The 25140-nt window shown below is 49.5% G+C and carries 21 protein-coding genes; 3 read left to right on the top strand and 18 right to left on the bottom strand.

Features of this window, described 5'->3' with window-relative positions:
- The first annotated feature begins 86 nt into the window (after positions 1-86).
- Both DW826_RS08190 and DW826_RS08185 read left to right on the top strand, forming a co-directional pair.
- Complete coding sequence (locus DW826_RS08190; protein WP_117515722.1) at positions 87-479, top strand: transcriptional repressor; 393 nt, start codon at positions 87-89, stop codon at positions 477-479.
- A 111-nt stretch (positions 480-590) separates the two neighbouring features.
- Positions 591-1133, top strand: a complete 543-nt coding sequence (locus DW826_RS08185; protein ID WP_021904452.1) for an NADH peroxidase — start codon at positions 591-593, stop codon at positions 1131-1133.
- Between the two features lie 577 nt (positions 1134-1710).
- Here the strand turns inward: DW826_RS08185 and larC are convergent.
- The 3 genes from larC to DW826_RS08165 all read right to left on the bottom strand — a co-directional run bounded on the left by larC (position 1711) and on the right by DW826_RS08165 (position 5253).
- A complete protein-coding gene (larC, locus tag DW826_RS08180; RefSeq protein WP_117552483.1) occupies positions 1711-3171 on the bottom strand; it encodes a nickel pincer cofactor biosynthesis protein LarC in 1461 nt (486 codons plus the stop codon).
- Positions 3172-3297: 126 nt separating this feature from the next.
- Complete coding sequence (gene larB, locus DW826_RS08175; protein WP_117470534.1) at positions 3298-4083, bottom strand: nickel pincer cofactor biosynthesis protein LarB; 786 nt, start codon at positions 4081-4083, stop codon at positions 3298-3300.
- 276 nt (positions 4084-4359) lie between these two features.
- Positions 4360-5253 (bottom strand): fumarylacetoacetate hydrolase family protein, encoded by an 894-nt coding sequence (locus tag DW826_RS08165; RefSeq protein ID WP_117552481.1) that lies wholly within the window; start codon positions 5251-5253, stop codon positions 4360-4362.
- Between the two features lie 289 nt (positions 5254-5542).
- Between DW826_RS08165 and DW826_RS08160 the strand changes: the two genes are divergently transcribed.
- Complete coding sequence (locus DW826_RS08160; RefSeq protein ID WP_021904447.1) at positions 5543-6022, top strand: S-ribosylhomocysteine lyase; 480 nt, start codon at positions 5543-5545, stop codon at positions 6020-6022.
- Positions 6023-6186: 164 nt separating this feature from the next.
- Here DW826_RS08160 and DW826_RS08155 read toward each other — a convergent pair whose 3' ends face one another.
- The 15 genes from DW826_RS08155 to DW826_RS08085 all read right to left on the bottom strand — a co-directional run bounded on the left by DW826_RS08155 (position 6187) and on the right by DW826_RS08085 (position 24530).
- Positions 6187-8193 (bottom strand): alpha-amylase family glycosyl hydrolase, encoded by a 2007-nt coding sequence (locus DW826_RS08155; RefSeq protein WP_242994065.1) that lies wholly within the window; start codon positions 8191-8193, stop codon positions 6187-6189.
- Between the two features lie 102 nt (positions 8194-8295).
- Positions 8296-10152 (bottom strand): ABC-F family ATP-binding cassette domain-containing protein, encoded by a 1857-nt coding sequence (locus DW826_RS08150; RefSeq protein ID WP_117552480.1) that lies wholly within the window; start codon positions 10150-10152, stop codon positions 8296-8298.
- Between the two features lie 168 nt (positions 10153-10320).
- Complete coding sequence (locus DW826_RS08145) at positions 10321-11076, bottom strand: exodeoxyribonuclease III (protein WP_117470514.1); 756 nt, start codon at positions 11074-11076, stop codon at positions 10321-10323.
- A gap of 287 nt (positions 11077-11363) precedes the next feature.
- A complete protein-coding gene (locus DW826_RS08140) occupies positions 11364-12143 on the bottom strand; it encodes an ABC transporter permease (protein ID WP_117470513.1) in 780 nt (259 codons plus the stop codon).
- A gap of 43 nt (positions 12144-12186) precedes the next feature.
- Positions 12187-13284: an ABC transporter substrate-binding protein gene (locus DW826_RS08135; RefSeq protein ID WP_117470512.1), complete on the bottom strand. Its 1098-nt coding sequence runs from the start codon at positions 13282-13284 to the stop codon at positions 12187-12189.
- Between the two features lie 157 nt (positions 13285-13441).
- Positions 13442-14239 carry a nucleoside phosphorylase gene (locus tag DW826_RS08130; protein ID WP_117470511.1) on the bottom strand — a complete coding sequence of 266 codons (798 nt, stop codon included), beginning with the start codon at positions 14237-14239 and terminating at the stop codon, positions 13442-13444.
- A gap of 63 nt (positions 14240-14302) precedes the next feature.
- Entirely contained in the window at positions 14303-15085 is a 783-nt protein-coding gene (locus tag DW826_RS08125) for an ABC transporter permease (RefSeq protein ID WP_015552254.1), read from the bottom strand.
- On the bottom strand, positions 15082-15828 hold the full coding sequence (locus DW826_RS08120; protein ID WP_015552253.1) for an ABC transporter ATP-binding protein: 747 nt from the start codon (positions 15826-15828) through the stop codon (positions 15082-15084). The genes DW826_RS08125 and DW826_RS08120 overlap by 4 nt, the downstream gene beginning before the upstream one ends.
- A gap of 17 nt (positions 15829-15845) precedes the next feature.
- The gene (locus DW826_RS08115; protein WP_117470510.1) at positions 15846-16583 is read right to left on the bottom strand and encodes an IclR family transcriptional regulator; all 738 of its coding nucleotides are present in this window, start codon (positions 16581-16583) and stop codon (positions 15846-15848) included.
- Positions 16584-16960: 377 nt separating this feature from the next.
- Entirely contained in the window at positions 16961-17911 is a 951-nt protein-coding gene (add, locus tag DW826_RS08110) for an adenosine deaminase (RefSeq protein WP_117470509.1), read from the bottom strand.
- 228 nt (positions 17912-18139) lie between these two features.
- Entirely contained in the window at positions 18140-19090 is a 951-nt protein-coding gene (locus tag DW826_RS08105; RefSeq protein WP_117470508.1) for an ABC transporter permease, read from the bottom strand.
- 3 nt (positions 19091-19093) lie between these two features.
- Positions 19094-20140, bottom strand: coding sequence for an ABC transporter permease (locus DW826_RS08100; protein ID WP_117503706.1), 1047 nt, complete (start codon positions 20138-20140; stop codon positions 19094-19096).
- The gene (locus tag DW826_RS08095; protein WP_117552479.1) at positions 20133-21689 is read right to left on the bottom strand and encodes an ABC transporter ATP-binding protein; all 1557 of its coding nucleotides are present in this window, start codon (positions 21687-21689) and stop codon (positions 20133-20135) included. The genes DW826_RS08100 and DW826_RS08095 overlap by 8 nt, the downstream gene beginning before the upstream one ends.
- A gap of 346 nt (positions 21690-22035) precedes the next feature.
- Positions 22036-23211, bottom strand: a complete 1176-nt coding sequence (locus tag DW826_RS08090; protein ID WP_117552478.1) for a BMP family ABC transporter substrate-binding protein — start codon at positions 23209-23211, stop codon at positions 22036-22038.
- Between the two features lie 2 nt (positions 23212-23213).
- Positions 23214-24530 (bottom strand): amidohydrolase, encoded by a 1317-nt coding sequence (locus DW826_RS08085; RefSeq protein WP_015552248.1) that lies wholly within the window; start codon positions 24528-24530, stop codon positions 23214-23216.
- Positions 24531-25140 lie beyond the last annotated feature (610 nt).

Genomic DNA, 25140 nt, shown 5'->3' with positions numbered 1-25140 from the left:
GTGGATATCTCTGATGGTATTATGTTGATAACAATTATCATTATTATTGTTGTTTGGTCTTTACAAATCCAGAAAGGAGGTTCACCATGAAAGCATTAAAATTCAGCCGCCAGCGCGAATCTATCCGGGAGTGCCTGAAAAACCGCAAGGATCATCCGACCGCAGACGCCGTCTATGTAACGATCAGCAAAGAATACCCGAAGATCAGCCTGGGAACTGTATACCGCAATTTAAAGCTTCTGGCGGATATGGGCGAGATCCAGCGTTTTTCCAGCGGAGACGGATCGGAGCATTTTGATTACAACACAGATCCGCATTATCACTTTGTGTGCAAGACTTGCGGAGCGATCATCGATATGCCTCTGGAGCTGGTTCGTGACACTTCGGATCTTCTCTCCGCTCCGTTTCCGGGACGGGTCGATTCCCACACTGTTTTCTTTTACGGCGAATGTGAGGACTGCCGGAAAAAGGAATACTAAAAAAATAAAAATTCTATTGACATTCAGAGTCAATTAGAATATAATATCAGTAACAGTTACTATTATTGATTTCAAAACACAATATTTTATAAATGAAAAGGAGAAAACGCTATGAAGAAATTTGTCTGTTCCGTATGTGGTTATGTATATGAGGGTGAGGCTGCTCCGGAGAAATGTCCGGTATGTAACGCACCGGCTTCCAAGTTCATTGAGCAGAGCGATGAAATGAGCTGGGCTTCTGAGCACGTAGTTGGTGTTGCTCAGGGCGTAAGCGAAGATATCCTTGAGGACTTAAGAGCAAACTTCAACGGTGAGTGCTCTGAGGTTGGTATGTACCTCGCTATGGCAAGAGTTGCCCACAGAGAAGGTTATCCGGAGATCGGTCTTTACTATGAGAAAGCAGCTTACGAAGAGGCTGAGCACGCTGCTAAGTTCGCAGAGCTCCTCGGTGAAGTTATCACAGACAGCACAAAGAAGAACCTCGAGATGAGAGTTGAGGCTGAGAACGGCGCTACTGCTGGTAAGACAGATCTCGCTAAGAGAGCAAAGGCCGCTGGTCTTGATGCGATCCATGATACAGTTCACGAGATGGCAAGAGACGAGGCTAGACATGGCAAGGCATTTGCTGGTCTCTTAAAGAGATATTTTGGCTAATTTCTGAATAAAATAGTTAAAATTAAACTGGAGCGGCTTGAAAAAACAAGCCGCTCCAGTTATAATGAAGACAGAAAGGTACTCGGATATACGTCCGATGCCCTCAGTATGTTATAGTGTGAAAAGAACTAGCATTTTACTTTGGTCGGTTGGATGCTAGTTCTTTTTGTCGTTATGGTGGTCAATATAGGTCAACGCCGAAAATATTACCAATAAAAGAGTCAATACTTCCATTGTATTCATATGACATCCCTCCTTATAAAACCAGAGGGCACCGGACATCAGAAACGCATCCACGCTTTCCGCTCCATCACAGGATAATTTTACCATATAAGTCGACGGATGTCGATTGAACTATTTGGTCACTTTTACGCCTGTTTTTTCTTTAAATTTAACGCATATTTTAAACTAGAGTAACTTGATAAAATGTGTTTTATTCGTTATGATATGTACAAGAGAGTAGCTTTTTACCGTGGGAAGTAGGATGCTAGTTCTTTTTGTCTCTATGGTTATCAATGCAATGTAAAAAGCAAGGCAGAGCTAAAATAAGTTCTTCCTTGCTTTTTACGTTCACTCTCTATTTCTCTACTAATTCCTTAACTTCCTCTAACGACATTCCATTCTCTCTCGCGATCTTTGCAATATCTTCGTACTCTAATTTTCCGCGGCACACACCGTATCCTTCGGAAACCTTCTCCCGGACCACACCATACGGAGTTTCATGTTCCTTTATCGTTCTTGTCAGGGTGTAGCGTTTGCTGATACTCTCACGGATGCCAAGCGTTGTTGTGTGTTTGAAGAGCAGGGAAACCATCTTCTTTTTGTCATTGCAGCGGCACATGCAGGTTAAAAGGATTCCCGGGCGGCTCTTCTTCATACCGATCGGGATCGTGTAGACCTCAAGGGCACCTGCGGCAAAGAGGATCTCCTGAACGAAGCCGAGGGCTTCCGGGGTCATATCGTCGAGATTACAGGAGAGCTCTGTCACTTCACTTCCATTCTCCTCTGTCTCGCCTAAGAGGACGCGCACGCAGTTTGCACGTTCAAAGTCTTTCTTTCCCATACCGTAGCCAATGGCAGCGGTCCGCATAACCGGCATTTCCTTAAATTCTGTCACAAAGTGCTTTAACAATGCCGCTCCGGTCGGGGTGCAGAGCTCACCTCTGATATCTCCGCTGTAGATTGGGAGTCCCTGTAAAATAAATGCTGTCGCAGGTGCCGGTACCGGCAGGATCCCGTGGGCGCAGCGGACATTTCCGCTTCCGACATGGATCGGGGATGCGATCACCTTCTGTGGGGCGATCATGTGCATTAAAAGGCAGACTCCAGCGATATCCGCGATCGCGTCGGCGGTGCCCACCTCGTGGAAGTGGATCTCCTCGACGGTCTTTCCGTGGACGTGGGACTCGGCCTCGGCGATCAGGCGGTAGACTGCCACGATGTCGTTCTTTACCTCTTCCGGGAGGTTTAAGTGCTCGATGATATGGGAAATACCTGCCATGCTGGCGTGATGGTGGTGGGGGTGACCATGATCGTGGGTATGATCATGTCCGCAATTATGATCGTGGTCATGGGTGTGGGGGTGATTGAGATCGTTTTGATTCTCGTGGTTTTGATCAGCCTGTTTATCATATATACATTCGTGAACTGTCTGTTCTGCTGCTGACTCTGCCATTTCGTGGGCATGATGATGGGATTCGTGACTATGGTCATGGTGGGTATCTTCATGATCATGGTGGTGATCGTGAGCATGGCTATGCTGACTATCTTCATGGTTATGCTCCTGATGATGCTCGTGCTCATGCCCCTGCAGATCGACATCCACGCTCTCCTCTTCCTCCCCGTGGATCGTCACCTTCATATGTGTTCCTGTGATTCCGCACTTTACTGACGGTTCCGCCTCAATGGAGAGTCCCGGCAGACCCATTTCGTTCATGCTCTTTAAAAATTTCTCTTTATCCGGGCAGATCTCGTAGAGAGATGCCATCAGCATATCTCCGGCAGCGCCCATTCCACAGTCAAAATATAATGTTTTCATATTGATTCCACCTCATTAAAAAAGTACAAATTATTTTCTTTCATTCCATTCGAATCGACAGCTTTATTCGACGATTCCGCCATATCATTTACGGATCGGACAGATCCGACAACGTTAACAGAAGTCTTATCCACGCATATGATTCATCATGCTCGCCAGATATCCGGCGCCGAATCCATTATCGATATTCACCACACTGACACCGCTGGCGCAGGAATTCAGCATGGAGAGCAGCGCTGATACACCGCCGAAGGACGCGCCGTATCCGATGCTGGTCGGCACCGCGATCACCGGGCAGTCGGCGAGACCGCCGATGACGCTGGCGAGAGCGCCTTCCATCCCCGCGATGGCGATAATTACACGGGCATCCATAATAGAATCCATGTGGGACAGCAGGCGGTGCAGGCCCGCAACCCCCACATCATAGAGGCGTTCCACCTGGTTTCCAAGTGCCTCTGCCGTAAGTGCCGCTTCCTCCGCAACCGGAATATCACTGGTTCCGCCCGTCGCAACAACGATGGTTCCGACGCCGTCTTTTTCCGGGAATTTTCCGCAGATTGCTACTTTTGCGTCCTTAAAATATGTGTAGCCGCTTCCTTCCGGGTACTTTCCAGCGAGAAGTTTCTCTGTCTCCCGGCTCTTCTCCTCATCCACGCGGGTGATCAGGATCGTCTCCTGTCCGCTTTTTTTCATCGCTTCCACAATTCCGGCGATCTGCTGCGGTGTTTTCCCCGCTCCGTAGATCACCTCCGCCGCTCCCTGACGCAGCTTCCGGTGGGTATCCAGCTTCGCGAATCCCAGGTCATCGTATCCTGCTGCCGTAAACGGCTCTTTCTTCAGTTCCAGGACAGCGTTATCCACAGACAGCTCGCCTGCCGCCACCTTTTTCAACATTTCGCGTATATCTTCCATGTATAATAGAATTTCTCCTTTTTCCAAAAAGTTCTGCTGCTCATGTCCGCACCGGCGCAGCCGTCTTCCGCCATCTGAATTTTCGCGCAGATACAGCCGCTGAAAGCTTCCCTGGCTTCCAGGTGCACGGCACACGGCAACAAAAAGCCATGAAAAGAGCAGCCCGTCATCCTGACCGGCTTCCTGCTCCCTTCATGGCAGCTATGCTGATCTTATCTTATTTTTGCGGCATGGCTCTTCCATGTCTATATCCTGTATCGCATACCGTCTGATTATTTATTCACCGACCGTATTTCTAAGCGTACCGATTCCTTCAATAATACACTCCACAACATCCCCGGTCTCAAGGAATTTCGGCGGAACGAATCCCATGCCGACTCCTGCCGGCGTTCCTGTCGCGATGATCGTTCCTGCTTTTAAGGTCATGCCCTGTGTGAGTTCACAGATCACTTCCTCAATTCCATGGATAAAGAGCCCTGTATTAGAATTCTGGCGGAGTTCTCCGTTTACCTTAGACTGAATCTTTAACACCGGCGGAAACGCAGTGGAATCCGCGGTCATGATACACGGACCGAGCGGTGTAAATCCATCCAGGCTCTTTCCGAAATACCACTGTTTATGTTCCGTCTGCACCTCTCTGGCGCTGACGTCGTTCATGATCGTGTAACCGAAAATATAATCTTTTACCTCTCCAGGCTTTACGTCCTTCGCGTCTTTCTTGATGATAACGGCAAGCTCTGCCTCATAATCCAGCTGGTTTGTCAGGTTTTTATGTGCCGGAATGATTCCGTCCGGATCATTTGTGCGATTTACGCGCTTGGAGAAATAAATTGCTTTCTCCGGCTTTGAGAATTCCTCTTTCTGGAATCTCGCAGACTCTTTCGCATGATCCATATAGTTGATTCCCAGGCAGATAATGTCCTGATCCGGCTCCGCGATCGGAGATACGACCTTGATCTCTTCCACCGATGCCGCACCGGTCACATCTCCCGGCATCTTCTTTGAAATATAATCCAGCATTTCCATCTCAGACGGTCCCGCTTCGCGGATCAGATCCTTCATGGACCGATATTCCATTCCCGCAGCAGAAACCGGATAAACCCAGGTTTCATCCTCATTCAATACACCTAAAAAAGATCTTTTGTCTACTTCATATGCCAGTAATTTCATAGCCACTCCTTATGGGATATGTTTCAGTTCAAAAATCCCGTTACACGTTATTATAGTACAAATCAGAAAGTGAGACAAGAATAAATTGACAATTGAAGGGAGCAGATCTGCTGAACAGGTACTGACAATTTACAAATTCCATCTTGTAACCACACGGTCTCCCCTTTATAATAAAAGTTGGTACAGTCAGACGGCATCTGCCTCTGTATTGTACAGAATTTTCAGTTCGGAAAATTCCAACCTGTGTACAACAACAAACAGCAAAACTCACGAAAGGGTGTATCTGATTATGGAAAAGATCACAAGCTTCACTGTCAATCATCTGAAACTGATTCCCGGCGTTTACGTTTCCCGCAGGGATGTCGCCGGAGACAGCCATGTTACGACCTTCGATATCCGTATGACCCGTCCGAACTTTGAGCCGGTTATGAACACTGCAGAGGTCCATACGATCGAACATCTCGGCGCAACCTTCTTAAGAAACCACCGTATTTACAAAGATAAAGTGCTCTACTTCGGCCCGATGGGATGTCGCACCGGATTCTATCTGCTTCTCGCTGGCGATTATGAGTCTGCGGACATCATCCCGCTTCTCCAGGAGATGTTCCTCTTCATCCGTGACTACGAGGGCGAAGTTCCGGGTGCCGCTGCCCGCGACTGTGGAAACTACCTCGATATGAACCTCCCGATGGCAAAATATCTTGCTGGAAAGTTCTATGATGAGGTGCTTGAAGACATCCGCGACGAACAGCTTGTTTATCCGGAATAAATAGAGCAGACTGCAAACATGCCGGGTTCTGAGTGAATCCATTATTATATAAAATCCCTGTCACCCAGGTTGGCATATAATAGCGTTTTACAAACAGACTATTATTTGTCCTGGTGACAGGGATTTTTGCGTGTAACTATGAAGGTACTGAATAGTTACGAATTCTATTCTTTTCGTTCAGGTTCTTGCGATAACTTCTTTGCCTCTGCAGCGCCCGCTTTTTCAGTCTTTTCCATTTTCTCTTTTTTTCCTTTACTGTGCTTTGCTTCCTTCTCCCCGTCCGGATCCGCAAAGCTCTCGAGGATCATGATCCCCCGCGGCGGCACCGCTAGCATCATCTGGTTTTTCAACGTCTCACTGGTTCCGTCTGCCGGAATATCTTCCACATCCGGATCCGCGGTGCTGCAGATCACGCGCCATCTCGCGCCTTTCGGCAGATGCGGCAGTCCGAACATATGAGGTTCCCAGTGCATGTTGTAGGCAACATAGAAGTTCGCATCATCGGTTCCGTCCGGGCGTTTTGCGTAGGCGCCCCAGTAGAGGATGCCGAACTGGCGGCGGAAGTTCTCAAATTCCGGCTTCCAGGCATTTTCCCCGTGGTAGGACACATCCGGTCTTCCGCAGGACTTGTAGTCCATGATCCGCGGTTCCCGGTCCATGTGGAACATCTTGTGGGCTTTCCGGAACGCAATGAGACGTTTTACGAATTCCACCTGATCCTTGTGGGGCTCCAAAAGCTTCCAGTTTAACCAGGAAACCGCATTGTCCTGACAGTAGGCATTGTTGTTTCCGTCCTGACTGTTCCCGAACTCGTCGCCCGCCATGAGAAGCGGAACACCCTGACTTAAAAACAGGAGCAGATACGCATTCTTTAAGAGCTGTTTCCTCAGCTCCACGATCTTTTTCTTTCTCGTCGGACCTTCCGCGCCGCAGTTCCAGGAATAATTGTAATCGCTTCCGTCCCGGTTCTCCTCGCCGTTCTTCTCGTTGTGCTTCCTGTCATAGGAGACAGCGTCCATCAGCGTAAATCCATTGGTGTTCGCCATGTAGTTGATCACAGCATACTCCGCCGGGTTTCTGCGGTTCCGGAACTCAAAGGCCGACAACATTCCCTCATCGCCCTTTAAGAACCGGCGCATGTCCTCCATGAACTGCATGTTGTACTCCGCGAGGTTCTTCTCCTCCACGGAAACCACGCCGTCCCCCGGCGTAATATAGCCCTGCTTCGGGCGGCGGTTCATGACCTCATTCCAATTTTCCGCAAAGAGCTTCGTCCGCCTTAAGAACGGATCCTCCGCAGCCAGGGAGAGATCCGGGAATCCTGACAGGTGAAAGCCGTCCACATGGTACTCTTCCGCCCAGTACCGGAGTACAGACAATATCTCCCCCGGAAGCTCTTTTCCGGTAAAATAGATCTCCGGGATGCACTCGATCCCGGCCTTATGTAATTCTTTTACCAGTGTCTTAAACTCACACTCCGCCGACATCTCCCCATGGGACGCGTACGCCGACTTTACTGCATAGAGGTAGGACGGGCCATACCCCCAGTAGTTTAAGTATCCTGTTGGTTCCGGCTTCGCGTCGTGGAATCCGCTCCCGGAGGCTGACATCATAATCTCATCAAACTCCGTCACCGGCATCAGCTCCACCGCTGTGATCCCAAGATCCTTTAAATATGGAATCTTCTCAACGACACCGGCATACGTTCCACGGGCAGATACCCCGGAGGACGCATGTGCCGTAAATCCCCTGACATGGAGTTTGTAGAGGATCGTTTCTGCATAAGGGGTTTCCGGGTTTACATCATCCTCCCAGTCAAACTCCTCTGACAGCACCCGTCCATGCACCGGCTTTCCGGCACGTTTGCAGTCTGCCCATTTCTCCCGGCCTGTGATGATCCGCGCATGAGGATCTGTCACAATTTTCCCATCTATCATGAAATTATATTCAAATGATGCAAAATCTGTCCGGTCCAGTGCCAGTTCCCACACATCTCCCATCTGGTATTTCGGATCAAACGGGATCTCCTCACATGGCGTTTTTTCTCCCGGTCTGTATAAGAGCAGACAAACCTCCTTCGCACGCCCCTGCACCAGGATCCGAACTCCATCTGCCTCCTGCGTGACACCAAGTGGATACAGGATTCTGTTTTTGTTTCGATATTCTGCCATTCTAAAATCCCCCGTTTTCCCCGACATAGTTATTCTTGACCAGTTCCGCCTGCCGTCAGGCTCAAAGTTATTCCGGCCGCAGCAATCAGACGATCCTGTCTTTTATTTATTGTTCTTCTGCGCCTCGATCTGCTCCGCCAGATCGTTTAAGTATACCCAGCGGTCCATCTTCTCCTCGAGCTGCGCTTCCTTCTCTTCTTTTTCCTTCATCAGCTCATTGAGCTTTGTAAAGTTTGTCGCGGACGCCTCGATCTCCTTTTCCAGGTTCTCCACCGCCTCTTCCAGCTGCGCGATATCGTCCTCGATGGTGTCCCACTCTCTCTGCTCTTTGTAGCTGAATTTCAGCTTCTTTTCTCTCGGCTTCCCGTTTCCGCGGGATGCGCTGTCTGTCTCAGCCGCGTCATTTCCCTTATCCGCAGACTTCTTCGCTGCCGCCGGATTCTCCGCCGCGCTCTCCGCAAGCTTCGCTTCCCGCTCCGCCTTCGCTGCCTGGTAATCCGTAAATCCGCCCTCGTACTGCTGAAGCTTTCCATCTCCCTCGAAGGCGAAAATCCTGCCGACCACGCGGTCCAGGAAATACCGGTCATGGGATACCGTGATGACGATCCCCTGAAAGCTGTCAAGATAGTCTTCCAGGATCATCAGCGTCTGGATATCAAGGTCATTCGTCGGCTCGTCCAGAATCAGGACATTCGGTGCACTCATGAGGATTTTCAAAAGATAAAGGCGTCTTCTCTCGCCGCCGGACAGCTTCTCGATCACGGTATACTGGACAGACGGCGGGAATAAAAACCGCTCCAGCATCTGGGACGCGCTGATGCTGCCGTCCTTTGTCTTTACATACTCCGCAACATTCTTAATATAGTCGATGACCTTGAGGCTCGTGTCCATGTCCTCATTTTCCTGTGAAAAATATCCAAGCTTTACGGTCTGTCCGATCTCGATCGTTCCGGAATCCGGTTTGATCCAGCCGGCGATCATCTTCATCAACGTCGATTTTCCACTTCCGTTGGGACCAATATAGCCGATGCGGTCATCCTTTAAGAAAAAGTAGGTGTAATCCTTTACAAGAACCTTGTCCCCGTAGGATTTGCAGAGATCCGAGATCTCGATGGTGGTACGGCCGAGACGGCTGGAGATGGACTCCATCTCGACTTTTCCGTCCTCCACCGGTCCCTTTTTATCCCGCAGTGCCTCAAACCGCTGAATTCTGCCTTTCTGCTTTGTAGAGCGGGCACGGGCGCCTCTCTGCATCCATGCGAGTTCTGTCCGCAAAATCGACTGACGTTTGCGCTCAGAGGCCTTTTCCATATCCATGCGCTCTGCCTTCAGCTCCAGGAATCCCTCGTAGTTTGCCTGATAGCTGTAAAGCTTTCCGTTATCCAGCTCCACGATCCGGTTCGTCACGCTGTCAAGGAAATACCGGTCATGGGTGATCATAAGGAGTGCGCCCTTGAATTTCTTTAAATAATCTTCCAGCCAGTCCGCCATCTCGCTGTCCAGATGGTTTGTCGGCTCGTCTAAGATCAGAAGCTCCGCCGTCGATAAAAGTACAGATGCCAACGCCGCGCGCTTCTTCTGTCCGCCGGATAAATGCTCCACCTTCTCGTTGAAATCCGGGATTCCGAGGCGGTTTAACATGGATTTTGCCTGACTTTCGATATCCCAGACATGTTCATGTCCCTCATTTTCCCTTAAAACGCTCTCCAGCACCGTCTCGCCCGGATGGAATACCGGGTTCTGAGGGAGATATCGGATATCCAGATTCCGTCCGCGGACGATCCGGCCGGAGTCCGGCTCCTCAAGTCCCGCCACCAGCTTCAATAACGTCGATTTTCCTGTTCCGTTGATTCCGATGAGACCGATTTTGTCACCCTCGTTGATGGAAAAATCGGTATCGTCAAAGAGCAGCCGCTCCGTATATGATTTCGTCAGATGTTCTGCCGTCACTAAATTCATGTTATGTCAACCTACTATCTCTTTCTAAAATTAATATCTGCACCAGGTATGTTCTAGGCACATTGATTTTCTAAATCTGAAAATACGTATTTTTGTGCAGATAACTGCACAAGGCTTTTACCCATATATACAATTTTGCCTTAAGCCGATCACTGCACAAAATCTATTCTACCGGATATCTAATTCCACCGGACAATGATCACTTCCTAATACTTCCGTATGGATCTTCGCGTCCACAAGCCTGTCCTTCAGACTCTCTGAAACGCAGAAGTAGTCGATCCTCCACCCTGCATTCTTCGCTCTTGCCGAGAACCGGTAAGACCACCAGGAGTAGATCCCTTCCTGATCCGGGTAAAAATATCGGAACGTATCAACAAATCCAGCCTCTAAAAGCTCCGTAAATTTCGCTCTTTCCTCATCAGAGAAACCTGCATTCTTCCGGTTCGTCTTCGGATTCTTTAAGTCGATCTCCTGATGTGCCACGTTAAGATCACCGCAGAAAATTACCGGTTTCTTCGTCTCCAGTTCCTTTAAGTACGCCCGGAATGCGTCCTCCCACTGCATCCGGTAATCGAGGCGCTTTAAGCCGTCCTGGGAATTCGGGGTATAGCAGGTGACCACATAGTATTCCGGAAATTCTGCCGTGATCACCCGGCCCTCATGATCATGTTCCTCGATCCCAAGACCGTAGGTCACTGAGACAGGTTCTTCCTTCGTAAACATCGCCGTACCGGAATATCCCTTTTTTTCCGCGTAATTCCAGTACTGGTGATATCCCGGAAGCTCCAGCTCCACCTGCCCTTCCTGCAGCTTACTCTCCTGAATACAGAAAATATCTGCATCCGACTCCTTCAAATATTCTAAAAATCCCTTTCCCAGGCAGGCACGCAGCCCGTTTACATTCCAGGAAATCATTTTTTTCATAGACAACTTCTCCGTTTCTATCGCACTTTTTCAGCCACCGGACTGCTCCGGATTTTCTTCGATAAATGCCGGAACATTCAGAAAATGTGTGGCCCGCATATAGGTTCAGTATAACATTATTCCTAATGTTTTACCATCGAAAAAATAATCCCATATAATATTAAAAGAATGTGCCTTGGCACATTCTCGCGCCTCGCCCGGTCGCTTGTGACAAAATTCCCCGGAATTTCCTGTTACAAAAAACAGGTCCCCACACAGCATACCGCCATATGAGGACCTGTCTATTTTCAGCCTACCACACTCTTATCGATCACTTTCCAGTAAAGCGCCTTCTTCTCGATCAGCTCCGAGATCAGGTAAAGCGCCAAACCGATCACACTTAAAAGAATGACCGCATTCAGGATCATCTTGATATCGTATGTCTCACTGCCCAGCGTAAGCAGATATCCAAGACCTGCTTTCGCTCCGATCATCTCACCGATGACCGCGCCTGTCATCGCCTGCGTTAAGGCAAGCTTAATTCCAGATAACATCATCTCGATCGAATACGGAACTTCGATCTTACAGAAGGTCTGCCATTTGCTGGCCTTTAACACCTTCATCAGATTGTATACATTATCCTCTATGGAGCGGATCGCCGATACCTCATTGATCATGATCGGGAACGATACAACCAGAATAACTAACGCCGCCTTGGATTCGATTCCGAGTCCCATCCAGAGGATGAAAAGCGGTGCCAGAGAGATCTTCGGAGCTGTCTGGATAATGATGACGAACGGCATGATCAGACGCTCAATAAAGCGGATCTTCGCCATAATATAGCCGAGGACCAGTCCGATCACGATACCGATCACCGTTCCCACCAGGATCTCTTCCATTGTAACGCGGATATGTTTCATCACATCACCGCTCACAAACAGCTTTACCATCGAGTTCGCCAGCTCTGCCGGACCGGGAAGCAGGTAGTTCGGTACATGAAAGATCCGGATATACAGTTCCCACACGATCAGAAACAGCGGCAGAAACAGTGCCGGAAGAATGGTTTTTCTATATTTTCTGTAAAACATCTCTCACCTCATAGCTCTTCCCGTCCGAAGCGGGGAAAATTCTTTATTTTGCCGGTGTGTAAAGGAGTTCAGATGCATCGAAGGTCTCGTCGATATTGCCGATCTCCTTGGACTCATCGATCAGTGCCTGCCACTTCTCCGGGTTGGACGCGCCGATTCCGTTCTCCTTCGTGTAATCGCTCTGCCATAAGGTCTTTACGAATACATCGTTTAAGATCTGGACAACAACATCTCTCTTCTCAGCGAAGGTCGGTGCATATTTCTCGATGGACATATCAACAGCTTCCTCAACGTGACCGTCGATGATGTACTCGATCGCCTTGTTTAACGCGCGGCAGAATCCGTCAACAGTCTCCGGATCCTCTGCTACTAACTTGTCGCCTGCAACTAATACGTTGCCGAAGGACGGAAGGAACTGGTCGCATGTGATCTCGCTTGCCGCGTAACCGGAGTTGTTTAACTCGATGGTTCTGAGTTTGGAGAACACGATCGCGTCAACCTGACCCTCTGTGAGTGCTGTCAGAATTGCGCCTGTACCAACGATCTCAACCTGTACATCGTCGATCGTAAGGCCTGCAGACTCCATAGCTGCCTGAAGCTGGAAGTAGTTTGCGCTTCCAAGGCTTGTAACTGCTACTTTTTTGCCCTTTAAGTCAGCCGGTGTGCTGATTCCGGAATCGCTTCCGAAGATGATCGCGCCGAGACCTTCCTGATAGGTTGTATGAACAACTTTAACCGGGATACCCTGTGCCTTTGCCGCTACAACTGCATCTGCGTTCGGGAAACCGAACTCAACATTGCCTGCTGCAACGTTCTTTACGATATCGGCGGCTGCTGCATAATAAAATTCAACATTCAGTCCCTCTTCCGCAAAATATCCGTTCTCCTGCGCAAGGTATAACGGTGCGTAATACGGAACTGCGGAACCATCGATCTGAATGGAAACCGTCTTTAAATCGCCTGTGTCCTTTGCTTCTGCCGCCGTTGTCTCCTCAGCCTTTGTCTCCTCTGCGGCTGTCGTTGCCTCTGCGGTCGTTGCTGCTGCTTCGCTTGCTTTGCTTGCGCTCTCAGAGCTGCATCCTGCGAGCATGGACACTGCCATTGCCGCTGTCAGTACGGTTGCAAGAATTTTTTTCTTCATGGTACTCTCCTTCTCCTTTTTATAAATACATTGGTTCTTTGTCTTACCGGAACTGCATTTCCGGCATCTATAATTTCCCTCGCCATTTTTGGCCGGGTCATTATCTATATTTTATTTGATTGCGGTCAGCGGGCGGGCCCGCAGGCCTTACAATCCGTTACTTTCTGTGCAGATATTCCTTATAAAGCTTTTCTCCCGCGGCAAGAGCCGTTCTGCACATCTCCTTCTGGGCCGGTTCAAAATCCACCAGCCACTGGTCCGTGATCCGGTTGCAGTGTACTGCACAGATACTTCCGGAAAGAACATTGTTTAACGATGCCAGCGTAAAGATCGTCTCCGCCTCCATCTCCATGTTCAGAATGTTCCATTTTTCATACTGTTCCAGAACAGCATTTTCATCATATCCTGTCTCAAACGGCATCTGACGTCCCTGTCCGTGATAGAAGGAACCGACCGACATACAGATTCCCATGGAATATTCGTTCTTTCTCTCCTCACACGCGCGCTTTAAGCAATCCAGCACTTCAAATGAGGCTAATGCCGGATACTCAGACGGAGCGTAGAAGCAGGAAGCACCGCCTTTCCGGACAGCACCCGTGTTCAAGACCATCGCCCCGCACGGTACATCTTCTTTCAGCACGCCGGTCCCGCCGATGCGGATCAGAGCTTTCGCGCCGAGGGCGATCAGCTGGAGCACAGCGATCTCTGTTGATGGACCACCGATTCCAGTCGAGCACACTGTAACTTTGATTCCGTTGTAATATCCGGTTCCAACCACATATTCCCGGTAGTTGCTGACGATCTTATAATCCTCTAAAAGATTCTCGAACATGGCAACGCGCCCCGGATCACCCGGAAGCAGTACGATCTCTCCGATCTCCTCAGCCGTACACTGGATATGCGGCATTTTTCCATTCATCGTCGGTGATGAAGCCGATGTAAAATTCACACTCATTTCCTCCCAAAATCTTTCTCTCATCCAGCACACCGCATTTTGTCAGAAGCGGCGGGCTGAGCACTAATTTTTCGATTCGTGCCAGTACAGGAACTTATCCTCCAGCACACTGATCACCTGATACGTCGCGATTCCCAGAATGATCGTGACGATGATGCCCGCGAGCAGCATCGGGGTGTCATAGGTCGATGACGCGTAAGTCAGGATATATCCGAGACCCTGTTTTCCGGACATCCATTCGGCAACGATCGCACCGATGACTGCCTGAACGATACCGACCTTCAGACTTGCAAACAGCGCCGGTAATGAATACTGCATTTCAACCTGTGAAAACACCTGCCATTTTGACGCTTTTAAGATCTTCATCAGGTTTCTGACATCCGGCGGGATCGATTCCAGACCCAGCATCATTCCCGACAATACCGGGAACAGGACCATGGATATGATCAAAACAACCTTTGATACGAGTCCGATTCCGAACCATACGACGAATAACGGGACAAGTGCGATCTTCGGTGCCGTCTGAAGGAAGATCAGGTACGGCATCAGCATCGTTTTTAAGGCATCGATCTTGATAAACACATATCCCAGAACAATTCCTAAAAAGGCGCCGATCACAAATCCGAGAATGACCTCATAAGTCGTCGTCCAGAGATGTGCGTATACAGTTCCTTTTACAAACATTTTGACAAGGCTGCTCCAGACCTTCGGCGGAGACGGCAGGATGTACGCCGGGACATGCTTTACCGCAACGTAGATCCACCAGAGCGCGATAAACACGCCGACGGAAAGCGCGTATTCCCCGATGGTTCTCAGGAGTCCCTGAAGTTTTCCGTTCTTTTTCATCCGATGATCCCCCTCAGATACTTATTGTATTCCGTGAACTTCGGATCATTTCTCGTTGCCTCTCCCCTTGGACGCGGCAGATCGATCTCCACCATCTCCTTGACTCTTCCCGGTCTCGCAGACATGACGAGAACGCGGTCCGACAGGAAGGTGGCTTCCTCGATGCTGTGGGTAACGAAAATAACCGTCTTTTTCGTCTTCTGCCAGATCTTTAAAAGCTCCTCATTTAAGTGGTCACGGGTCAGGGCATCCAAAGCTCCGAAGGGCTCATCCATCAGAAGTAACGGAGCGTCGTAGGAAAGCGCCCGGACGATGGACACACGCTGTTTCATACCGCCGGAAAGCTCTCTCGGAAGCGCAGTCTTAAACTCCGAAAGCCCTGCAAGTTCCAGGAGCTCGTCAAGTTTCTCTTCATTCTCTTTCGTCTGCTTTTTCTGGATCACTAACGGAAATTCTGCATTCTGTCTCACATTTTTCCACGGGAGAAGAACGGAATCCTGAAATACGAATCCCATCTGCTGGTCTGCCCCGTCGCGATACTCGATCGTACCGGAGGTCGGTTTATCAAGGTTTCCAATGATCCGCAAAAGTGTCGATTTTCCACAGCCGGACGGGCCGATGATAGAAATAAACTCCCCCGGACGGATCTGGAGGTTGATATCCTTCAGTGCGATCGTATCCTCTTTTAGCAGGTTACTGTACACCTTATTTAAGCCCTTTAACTCTACACTATACTCGCTCATAACAAATCTCCTTTTTTCTATCGGATTGCCTCGGAAATTTCTTTCGCACATTTCTTAAGCTGACAGATCCTCTGGAACATTTTTTCCGTATCCCCATCCTTCATGGACGTAAACGCGATCGCAGCCGCCAGCTCTCCGTTTCTGTCAAATACCGGGCACGCTGCGCCGATGATCCCCATCTGTAATTCCTCGTCAATGACCGCATACCCCTGATTATGAATGCGGTCCAGCTCTTCATTCAGCTCCTTCAGATCCGTTTTCGTATTCGGCGTCGTTTTCGTGCGTTTCTCACGATCAAGAATATCCAATGCCTCGCTCCGGTTCATGTAAGCCATAAAAACACGGCCAGCCGACGTGGAATAGAACGGGATCTCATGTCCGATCTTAACCATATACATATTGGAATCGCCGCGTTCGCTGCATGCCACATTCATCACTGCTCCATGCTCCATGATGCAGAGGACCACATTCCGGTCGATCTTTTCCGCCAGTCTCCGCATAGGCATCTGTGCCGCCTGCGTCAGCGCACTTCCCTTTACGACCCCGGTAGCGATTGCGCAGATCTTATATCCAAGACGATATTTTTTCGTATGTTCGTCCTGAACGACAAAATGATTTCCCTTTAAGCTTGAAAGGATCCTGTGAGTGGAGCTTGCCGGGATCCCAAGCTGCTCCGCTAGATCCGTCACCGACATTCCATTCATATTTTGGCTCAGTATTTCCAGGGCATTCAATGCCCGGTCGATCAATTGCATAGTCTCCTCCAATTTCTGTAATGTGCGCAGCCACAGGATCCGTGGCTGGCTTATGTCAATGAGTTATCGTTTCTATGCTATTCCGCGTATCGGAATACTGTTCCGTTTATCGAAATATTACAATTTCATTTTAGCATTATCCAATCTTCAATGCAAAGCTTTTGCTACATCGAGCCGGAGTTTTGGCATATGCTACAATTCCCCTATTTTTTTTCGTATAATTTCACGGAAACATGTTCCAGCCAGCGGAAAATCAGGTTTTTGTCATTCCGCGGCATGGAAAAAGGAGGCAATACTCTGCCCCCTTACATTCACACGTTTCCTTCTTATGATTCTTTGATGCCGGATTGCTATATGCTTTTCGCTCCGATATCCTGTTATTTTAAAAAACGTGCTTCCCACGCGTATTCCTGCATCTTCTCGATCTCCTCGTCGGTGAAACCAAGTTCCTCCTTCAGCACTTCCTTCTCTTTCTGAAGTGTAGTTCTCGAACAGGTGCGGTTGTCGGAATTTACGGTTACATGGACACCTGCCTCAAGAAGCTTGTGGATCGGGTGCATGTTGATCGCCGGAACTACTTTTGTGTGATAATTGCTGGTAACGCAGACCTCGAGGGTCACATTCTCGTCGATAAGTCTCTTGATCAGTTCCGGATCATCGATGGCTGCAATACCGTGTCCGATCCGCTTTGTTCCGAAGGAAAGCGCTGTCTTCATGCTGTCCGGACCAGCCGCCTCCCCGGCATGGAGCGTCATCGGAACGCCGTACTCACGGACTTTCGCAAATACCGGGGCGAAATTCTCAGTCGGGAACAGGCCTTCCGCGCCTGCGATGTCCACCGCGCAGACCACATCCCCAAGATATTTCTTCGCAGTTTCTACCGTCTGCATGTTCAGCTCCTCATTATCCGCTCCACGCATACAGCAGAGAATCAGACCCACACGAATCTGTGGATACATCTTCATGCCGCGTTCTGCTCCGCGGATGGCTGCCTCGACGACCTCATCCTGAGTTAGTCCGTCTTTGATGGAAAACTGCGGTGCAAATCGAAGCTCCGCATACTCCACGCCCTCTTTCGCAAGATCCTCCACCAGCTCAAAGGTCACACGCTCGATGGCATCTGCCTTCTGTAAGACGAGTAACGGAAGATCGAAACGTTCCAAATATTCTTCCAGAGTCTTACAGTCCTCCGGGACTTCCATCATATATTTTACTTCCTCCGCACTCTTTGCCGGAAGCTCCACGCCCTGCTCTTTTGCAAGCTCCCAGACGGTCTCCGGGCGGAGCGATCCGTCCAGATGTAAGTGAAGTTCTACGATATGGCTCATATCTGACAATATTCTCCCTTCTAAACTATTCAGTGTCTTCTATATTGTGTCTTCTATGTTGTGTTTTCGTACAGTCAGCACAATCGCTGCACAGATCTTCTAATTTACTACAAAGCAGCCCCTATGTCAGGAGCTGCTTGCATCAATTCTTTCCGACCGCACTCTGCTGCCGTTTTTTATCTCAGTCGAGAAGCCTCCCACCTCTTTAGGTGGTGAGTAATAGCAAATTTATTTCCCGGCCGCCGCCTTCATCTGTTTTTTCTTCTTATTGTGCTCCACCATCGCGCAGTAAACCGTATACGCGATAATAATGATCAGATACGGCATCATCTGGATAAACTGCAGCGGGATCGAAGAGTTCTGGAGATAGTTCGCAAGACTCTGGCAGAATCCGAATAACAGAGATGCCAGCATGCCGATCACGGCATTTCCCGCCGCGATGGCCTGAGTTGCCAGAGCGATGTAACCACGCCCCGCTGTCATACCGGAGGAGAAGAGTCCCACATATCCCATGGACAGGAACGCGCCAGCCATACCGGTCATCATTCCGCTTAAGCAGAGGGCGATGTACTTGATCCTCTTTACCGGAATTCCGACGGATTCCGCCGCATCCGGGGACTCACCGACGGCACGGATATGCATGCCGAGTCTTGTATACTTAAACATGTACCACACAACTGCCACCAGGATCAGCGCCGCGTAGGTCAGCACATGATGGCCGGAAAGCACCGTGCCGATCACCGGGATATCCTTGACGACCGGGATCGTCACACTCGGGAGCTTTAAGGACGACAGGGATGTGGACGCACCCTTTTCGCCTGTGATCAGGTACAGGACAAAGATCGTTCCGCCGGAGGCGAAGGTGTTTAACGCGATACCCGAGATGACCGCGTTGGAGTTTAATTTCAGGATAAAGTAGGCGAGGATGTTGCTGACGATAAAGCCTGCAAGCACCGCGCCCAAAAATCCGATCCAGGCGCTCTGGGAGAACGCACTGACAACAACGCCCACAAAGGCGGAGATCAGCATCGTTCCCTCAAGGGCGATGTTGCTGGTTCCGGATCTCGAGGAGATCATAGCCCCCAGTGTCGTTAAAAGCACCGGTGTCGCGCTTCGAAACATTGCGAAATAGAACTCCGGGAGACTCAATGTTTTTAAAATTTCCTGTAAGATTCCCATCTGTTACGCCTCCCCTTTCAGTGCTTTTTTCGCTTCCTCGCGCTGTTTCCAGCCTGCCATGAACCGCTCGGCCGTCACAAACAGGATCAGAACCGCCTGGATGATGGATACCAGCTCGTTCTGGACATCGGAACGTCTGGACATCAGGTCCGCGCCGACACGGATGTATGCCAGGAAAAATGCCGCGAACGGTACCATCTTCGGATTATTGCCGGACAGGATCGCGATAATAACACCATCCCAAGCGTAGGACGGAGAATCCTGCCAGTTAAAACGCTGGTACATTCCCATCTGCTCGACTGCACCGCCAAGCCCCGCAACGGCACCCGCAATGACCTGGGTCATGATGATGACACGGCTGGTACGGATTCCGGAATACTTCGCGAACTCCGGGTTGCTTCCTGAAATGCGCACCTCATAACCAAACTTCGTCTTGTATACAAGAATATATAACAGGATCACCGCTGCAATGGCGATGAGATATCCCACATGGAAGTTCGTTCCGGAGATCAGCTTTCCGAGAGATGCTGTTGCCTGATATTTCTTCGATGCAAAGGTTCCCGCCTCACGGTCAGCAAGGAACTTTGTCACGTTGTAGATCCCAAGGTAAAAGAACACATAGTTGAACATTAAGGAAGTTACCAGCTCATTCGTGTGGAAATACACCTTTAAGAGCGCCGGGATACTTCCGATCAGCCCACCCACAGCCGCAGCCGCGATCATGATCACGATCGGGTGTACTGCGAACGGCAGGGATGTCTTGATGGCGAGAGCCGCTGTCACAACAGCGCCCGTGTAGAGACATGCGTCCGCGATCATGGAGAAGTTGCCGGACTTGAATACAAGTCCCAGGGCAAGTCCCGTAAAGATCAACGGCACGCTGCTGGCAAACACTTCAAAAAAGTGACGTTTGGACTGCAGCGGTCCTAAAAACAGGTTATAGATCGCGGTCACCGGCTCCTCACTGACTGCGAAGATCACCGCTACCGACAAGGCGATGGCAATGGCAAACGCGCAGAGAAGTCTTACGATCGTAAATTTTTTATTCACAGTAAGCACCTCCGATCTGCTCCTTGGAATCTTCTTTTACACCCAGCATATAAAGACCAAGCTCGTTCTCTGACGTATTCTTCACATCGGAGATATGTCCGACGATGCGGCCCTCATGCATGACAAGGATCGTATCACTTAAGGAAAGGATCTCGCTTAAGTCCGCGGATACAAGCAGGATCGCTTTCTTTCTGCTTCTCATGTCCACGATCTTCTTACGGATAAACTCGATGGCTCCGACGTCGATACCTCTGGTCGGCTGGTTCATGATCAGAAGATCCGGCTCATAGTCAAATTCACGACCGACAACTACCTTCTGGACGTTACCGCCGGAAAGCTCCGCGATGGACTGCTTGGAGTTATCGAATTTTACAAGGAACTCTTTTAAGATCCGGTTCGTAAACTCGCTGATCTTTTTACTGTCCAGGAGTCCGTGGGTCTTTAATTTATCGGTATAGTAGACCTTGGAGATCGCGTTGTCCTCCAGGGAAAGCTTCGGTGCCGTACCGAATTTCATACGGTCCTCGGAAACGTGGGAGATTCCCGTCTCCTGACGCGCAAGCACCGGGGCATTGGAGATATCCTTTCCGTTCATGGTGATGGTTCCCTGCTGCTGCTTTAAGGTTCCGACGATGGCCTCGACGAGCTCCGACTGGCCGTTTCCGTCAATTCCGGCGATACCTAAGATCTGTCCTTCTTTGATCGTGAAGGAAACATGGTCCAGTCTCGTCTTTCCAAACTGGTCTACGTAGACAAGGTCTTTGACGGAGAATACGTTCTTTCCGAACTCCATCTCCTCTTTCTCAATATTCAGGCTGACATCGCGGCCGACCATCAGGCGGGAGATCTCCTGTTCATCAAGATCGGAGATCTCGTATGTTCCCATGGTCTTTCCGTCCCGGAGGATCGTCATACGGTTGCAGAGTGCCTTGACTTCGTTTAATTTGTGGGAGATAAAGATGATCGTGTGGCCGTTTTCTCTTAAAAGTTTTAACTGTTCAAATAATTCTTCTGTTTCCTGTGGTGTCAGCACGGCTGTCGGCTCGTCCAGGATCAGAATATGGGCACCCCGGTAGAGTGCCTTTAAGATCTCAAGCTTCTGACGCATGGCAAGAGAAATGTCCTCGACCTTTTCCTTTGCCTCTACTTTCAGATTATATTTGTCGGAAAGCTCCGTAGTGATCCGCACCGCCTCTTTCCGGTCTACTTTAAATGCAGTTCCTGTCTCTGCGCCGAGAATCAGGTTCTCCGCCACAGTCATGGACGGGACCTGCATGAAATGCTGGTGTACCATGCCGAGTCCGGCCGCGATCGCGTCGCTGGATGATGAGAAATGTACCTCTTTTCCATCCACGAAGATCTGGCCCTCCGTCGGTGCCAGCATACCAAACAGCATCTTCATTAAGGTAGATTTTCCCGCGCCGTTTTCGCCGACGAGGGCATGGATCTCACCCTTTTTGATCTGCAGATTGACATTATGGTTTGCCACAACGCCGCCCGGATAGACTTTTGTGATGTTCCGGGCCTCTAAAATGATCTCCTGCTCCATTGTTTCCTCCAAGTAAGGCATCTTTGTCTGCCTGTGAAAGTGGTTCCTGTTCGTAACTGCCTGAATCGCAAATATAATGCAAATGCGGGCATTGGGCTACGCCCGCGTAAATGTAAAAATCTCCTGCGATTCGCGGAGCCGCGATACGGTATCCTGCCCATCCCCAGATGTTCCGGGAACCGGGCAAAAACACCATATCTCGGTTTTCTCCGCATGAATACAGGAGACAAAGACTCGCTGCTCCGACATGCCCATATACCAACCCGATCGTAAAAAGGCTTATGCAAGCAAGCTTGCAACACCTTTCTACGCCCGATCCGATGCATGTCTCAACTGGAGATGGGTTTTACTGAGCTCCGTTGATGATTCCCTTCAGAGTTGCCTCATCCATACCATAAGCGGAATCAACGGTAACCTCGCCTGCGAGCAGCTTCTCTTTTGCATCCTCGACAGCCTTCTTCGCATCATCGGAAACAACAGACTGGTAAATATCGTTGTCAGCAAGACCTACAACGCCGTCCTCGATTCCAAGGATCTGGTACTCACCGTACGGAAGTGTTCCGTCAACTGCCTTCTCAACTGCATTGTAGATGCTGTCGCCAACGCCCTTGATCGCGGAAGAGATGATGAAGTTTGCCTCGTCCTTGCCCTCGTAAGCAAGTGCCTGGTCGGAGTCAACACCGATGCAGTACTTCTTACTTTCTGCTGCTGCCTCGATAACACCTACGGATGCCGGACCTGCTGCTACGAATACAACGTCAGCGCCGTTGGAGTACTGAGTGATCGCAAGCTCTTTTGCTGTTGCGGAGTCAACATAGGAACCAACGTAGGAAACAAGTACCTTCACATCCGGATCTACGAACTGAGCGCCCTCGATGAAGCCGACTGCAGAGTCGTTGATAACGGCTGCTGTATCCTTTGCGCCTACGAAACCGATCACGTTGTCCTCGTTTGCGTATTCCATATCGGACTTTGTCGCACTTGCTGCAAGAACGCCTGCAAGGAATGCGCCCTCGTTCTGCTTGTAGCTCATGGAATATACGTTGCTTAAATCACCAAGCGTGTAGTCAACATCTGTATCAAAGATGATGAACTTCTTCTCCGGGAACTCCTGAGCAACCTTCTCTGTGATCTCCTTCATGTCCCAGAGACCTGTGATAATAAGGTCTGCATCGGACTCACAAGCGTCTAACATGGAACCTTCAAACTTTGTCTTGTCGCTGCCCATCTCGACCATGTTTACTTCAACCTTATCGCCAAGCTCAGCCTCAAGCTTTTCCATACCGGCCTGTGCGGAGTCGTTGAATGCCTTATCGCCGAAGGAGCCGGTAACAAGAAGTGTTACTTTTAACTTCTCGCCGTTTGTCTCAGCCTTTGCTGCCTCTGCAGTTGTCTCAGCAGCCGCTGCGGTTGTCTCGCCTGCTGCTGCGGTTGTCTCGTTCTTGCTCTCGCTTGCGCATCCGAACAGCATGGAAGCTGCCATCGCCATTGCAAGTGTGCTACATAAGAATTTCTTTTTCATAATTAGTTGTTCTCCTTTTCGTAAAAAGTTGATTTATTCAAACTATCCAGAGTTTCCAGATAATTTTTCTTGTTCATCACCGGCTTGAACGCCTCTTTGATCTTCCACGCGGACGCACCGCCATCGGATAAGAGATCTGCCACGGTATCTGCGAAATAATGAGCCGGGACACAGTATGCCTGCTCCGGATCCGCCGTCTTAAAATCTTTTCCGTGGATACTGCCCTCAAATCCGGCAACACCGATCTCAACGATCGGCCACATGAGGGATAAGTCTCCCATATCTCCGGAAGCGAAGCCGTGAGTTCCCTGAGCGACCATGCTCTCGTCGATATAATCTAAAATGTGTTTCTTCACAAGCTCTGTCAGATTCTCGTCCTGATGGAGTGGGAAATAACCCGGTGTATCCTGAATCTCAAGATCACAGTTGATCGCAAGTGCTCCGGCGCGGATCGCACGGGTCACTTTCGCGTTTGTCTCAAAGATCGCCGGAACTGTCTTCGCCCGGACATACATCTCAAGCTGTGTTCTTCCCGGAACCGTATTGACAGACTGGCCACCTTCCGGCACATAGAAATGGACGCGGATCGCGTCATCTGCGCGGAAGGTCTCCCTCAGGAAATTGATCCCTGTCATGGCAAGGTTTACCGCGTTGAGCGCGTTTACGCCGCCTTCCGGGTTCGCTCCTGCGTGGGACGCCTTTCCTGTAAAGATTGCCCGCTTCATGATAAAGCCGTTTAAGCTGGAACCGATCTCCGCATGATACTTTGTCATATCGATCCCCATAGCGTGGCAGGATAACATGATGTCCACATCGTCAAAAATACCTGTTGCGATCATCTCCTGTTTTCCTGACGGGTGGGAGATCTTTCCTTCCTTAATAAGTCCCTTCCGGTAATCCATATCGCAGAACTCCTCCGCCGGCGTCACGAGAAGTGTGACCTTTCCGCAGAGATCCTTTAACATACCGGATTCCCTGATGGCTAAAAATAAGCTCATCATAACGCCAAGCTGACCGTAGTGGCCGCAGGTATGGGCTGCGCAGCTGTCCTCACTGGCATACGGATGTCCGAAGGTCGGAACCGCGTCGAATTCCGTGATCAGGCCGATATTCGGCCCCGGCTTTCCGGAATCTAAGACTGCCCGGATTCCCGTGTACGCGACATCCTCATGCGGAATCCCCGCCTTGTCGAGTGCCTCGATCGCCTTTTTTCTTGTTCTGAATTCCTTAAATCCAAGCTCCGGATGACAGTAAATATCTTCGCTCATTGCGATGATCTCCGGAAGGATCTGATCTAATGCTTCATGAACTGATTTCATGGTGTTTCCTCCTTCACTATACCTGTGCGGGCCGGATGCAGAGCCCTTCACGACAGTCTGCCTGAAATTTCTGGGAGTTCCCGGAAATTCCCCATTACACAAAAAAGGTCTGCAAATGCAGACTTTTTTACGGGTTACTCAGGCAACTAATGAGTCAGTATAGTGCAGAAAATATCATAACGAGTTTTATAGGCAAATGTCAAGATTTTTCTATGTTTTTTTGACAGTTTTAGGCTTTTGTTCCGTAGTACAAAATATATATTTGTACTGCTTATAAATAATTTGTTCATATGCTAATAAATGTCAACATACTATGCTTTATCAACATCGGGATTCCATGTAAACACTTATTTGGGTCATTCACCGCATCAGCTATAAGAAGCCAGCATCGTACGTTTTTCAACATAAATAAAAATTCACAGCAAATCATTTTCTATGATCTTCGCTGTGAATCTTTATTTAGGATGTATGAGTTTTTATGAAATACCTGATTAATATTTTCCAGCGTAACTGTTCAGTACCTCACAGTTACGCGCAAAAATCCATTCCAAATCGGCTGTGCCGATAGGATTTTTGCCTTCTATTCTAAGTTTTCTTACGGTCAGCGCAG

Source organism: Clostridium sp. AM34-11AC (assembly GCF_003435375.1).
Classification (GTDB): domain Bacteria; phylum Bacillota; class Clostridia; order Lachnospirales; family Lachnospiraceae; genus Pilosibacter; species Pilosibacter fragilis.
The sequence above is the reverse complement of the archived record's forward strand: the minus strand, read 5'-3'. Positions and strand labels throughout refer to the sequence as shown.

What these genes read in the sequence shown, in the direction of transcription:
- DW826_RS08165 (WP_117552481.1), bottom strand. Translation starts at nt 5,253, where the DNA reads ATGAAATTACTGGCATATGAAGTAGACAAAAGATCTTTTTTAGGTGTA.
- DW826_RS08125 (WP_015552254.1), bottom strand. Translation starts at nt 15,085, where the DNA reads ATGAAAAAGAACGGAAAACTTCAGGGACTCCTGAGAACCATCGGGGAA.
- DW826_RS08145 (WP_117470514.1), bottom strand. Translation starts at nt 11,076, where the DNA reads ATGAAAAAAATGATTTCCTGGAATGTAAACGGGCTGCGTGCCTGCCTG.
- DW826_RS08190 (WP_117515722.1), top strand. Translation starts at nt 87, where the DNA reads ATGAAAGCATTAAAATTCAGCCGCCAGCGCGAATCTATCCGGGAGTGC.
- DW826_RS08115 (WP_117470510.1), bottom strand. Translation starts at nt 16,583, where the DNA reads ATGCAATTGATCGACCGGGCATTGAATGCCCTGGAAATACTGAGCCAA.
- add (WP_117470509.1), bottom strand. Translation starts at nt 17,911, where the DNA reads ATGAGCCATATCGTAGAACTTCACTTACATCTGGACGGATCGCTCCGC.
- DW826_RS08120 (WP_015552253.1), bottom strand. Translation starts at nt 15,828, where the DNA reads ATGAGCGAGTATAGTGTAGAGTTAAAGGGCTTAAATAAGGTGTACAGT.
- DW826_RS08095 (WP_117552479.1), bottom strand. Translation starts at nt 21,689, where the DNA reads ATGGAGCAGGAGATCATTTTAGAGGCCCGGAACATCACAAAAGTCTAT.
- DW826_RS08105 (WP_117470508.1), bottom strand. Translation starts at nt 19,090, where the DNA reads ATGGGAATCTTACAGGAAATTTTAAAAACATTGAGTCTCCCGGAGTTC.
- DW826_RS08085 (WP_015552248.1), bottom strand. Translation starts at nt 24,530, where the DNA reads ATGAAATCAGTTCATGAAGCATTAGATCAGATCCTTCCGGAGATCATC.
- larB (WP_117470534.1), bottom strand. Translation starts at nt 4,083, where the DNA reads ATGGAAGATATACGCGAAATGTTGAAAAAGGTGGCGGCAGGCGAGCTG.
- DW826_RS08090 (WP_117552478.1), bottom strand. Translation starts at nt 23,211, where the DNA reads ATGAAAAAGAAATTCTTATGTAGCACACTTGCAATGGCGATGGCAGCT.
- larC (WP_117552483.1), bottom strand. Translation starts at nt 3,171, where the DNA reads ATGAAAACATTATATTTTGACTGTGGAATGGGCGCTGCCGGAGATATG.
- DW826_RS08155 (WP_242994065.1), bottom strand. Translation starts at nt 8,193, where the DNA reads ATGGCAGAATATCGAAACAAAAACAGAATCCTGTATCCACTTGGTGTC.
- DW826_RS08185 (WP_021904452.1), top strand. Translation starts at nt 591, where the DNA reads ATGAAGAAATTTGTCTGTTCCGTATGTGGTTATGTATATGAGGGTGAG.
- DW826_RS08160 (WP_021904447.1), top strand. Translation starts at nt 5,543, where the DNA reads ATGGAAAAGATCACAAGCTTCACTGTCAATCATCTGAAACTGATTCCC.
- DW826_RS08150 (WP_117552480.1), bottom strand. Translation starts at nt 10,152, where the DNA reads ATGAATTTAGTGACGGCAGAACATCTGACGAAATCATATACGGAGCGG.
- DW826_RS08130 (WP_117470511.1), bottom strand. Translation starts at nt 14,239, where the DNA reads ATGAGTGTGAATTTTACATCGGCTTCATCACCGACGATGAATGGAAAA.
- DW826_RS08135 (WP_117470512.1), bottom strand. Translation starts at nt 13,284, where the DNA reads ATGAAGAAAAAAATTCTTGCAACCGTACTGACAGCGGCAATGGCAGTG.
- DW826_RS08140 (WP_117470513.1), bottom strand. Translation starts at nt 12,143, where the DNA reads ATGTTTTACAGAAAATATAGAAAAACCATTCTTCCGGCACTGTTTCTG.